Source organism: Intrasporangium calvum (assembly GCF_028446585.1).
GTDB classification, from domain to species: Bacteria; Actinomycetota; Actinomycetes; order Actinomycetales; family Dermatophilaceae; genus Intrasporangium; species Intrasporangium calvum_A.
In genome coordinates this window covers 1-1,234 of the sequence record NZ_JAPFQL010000159.1, presented here as the reverse complement: position 1 = coordinate 1,234, position 1,234 = coordinate 1, and the positions used below count along the sequence as shown (strand labels likewise).

Below are 1,234 nucleotides of genomic sequence, written 5' to 3'. Positions count from 1 at the left end.
CACGCTCAGCCGGGCCCTGCGCGAGCACCACCTCTGACCCGCCCCCGCAACACGCCCGCCACCGCGAAGGTGACCAGTGCTGCCACGCGTGGAGTTGCTGGGCGGCGGGCGTGTTGCGGTGGTCAGCGCTTGATGAGGGGGCTCTTGAGGCCGCCGGACGCCTTGTCGGACTCGTCGAAGAAGTCCTCCCGGTAGATGTCGCGCGGGAAGAGCCGCTTGGACATCAGGGTCTTCAGCGCGGCCTCGACCATCGGCGGCGGGCCGCACAGATACCCCGCGCACCCGCTCAGCGAGGGGTGGTCGGCCGCGATGACGTCCGTCACCAGCCCGAAGCCGAAGCTCGCCGCGTCCGAACCGACCTCCTCCGCCGTCTCCTCCGACAGGCAGGGCCGGTAGGTGAACTGGTCGGGATACGCCGCCTCGAGCGCCCGGAACTCCTCGACGTCGTAGAGCCACTCGCGCGACCGCCCGCCCTGGTAGAGCGTCAGGTGCCCCTCGTAGGCCTCGTTCTCCAGCGCGTGCCGGATCATCGACTTGATCGGCGCGAGCCCGGTGCCCCCCGCGACGAGCACGGCGTCCCGGTCGTCGCCGACCTTGAGGACGAACCGCCCGTAGGGCCCCGACACGTTGACGTCGTCCCCGACGGCCATCGTCGAGAAGACCCAGCCGTCCGACGCCAGGCCCCCGGGCGTGCGGCGGATGTGGAACTCGAGCCGCTGCTGCTCGGTCGGCGGGCTCGCGATCGAGTAGGTCCGGTCGGCGTCCTTGCCCGGCACCTGGAACTTCAGGTACTGCCCGGCGTTGAACGCCATCGGCCGGTCCAGCTCGATGACGAGCCGCCGCGTGTCGCGGGCGATGTCCTCGAGCTCCACGACCGTCGCGACGAAGTCCTGCACCGGGTGCACCTCGACGTCCTCGTCGACGTCGATGTCGGCCTCGATCACGACGTCGGAGCGCGGCTTGGCGCAGCAGGTCAGCAGCTTGCCCTCGTCCCGCTCGAAGTCCATCAGCGCGAACGAGCTCGCGTCGCCGTGGTCGACGTCGCCGTCGACGACGTCGCACTTGCACGTCGCGCACGTGCCGTGGGTGCACGAGTGGGGCAGCCACACGCCGTTGCGCAGGCAGGCGTCGAGGATCGTCTGGTCCTCGCGGCACTCGATCTCACGACCGAGCGGCTCGACGGTGATCGTGAAGGTCTCCACAGCGGACTCCTTTGGGACTCAAGCAAAAGCGG

At 70.0% G+C, this 1,234-nt stretch carries 1 protein-coding gene; it reads right to left on the bottom strand.

The features are described from left to right. Positions 1 to 122 precede the first annotated feature (122 nt). Entirely contained in the window at positions 123 to 1,202 is a 1,080-nt protein-coding gene (locus OO014_RS19260) for an NADH:ubiquinone reductase (Na(+)-transporting) subunit F (protein WP_272463945.1), read from the bottom strand. Positions 1,203 to 1,234 lie beyond the last annotated feature (32 nt).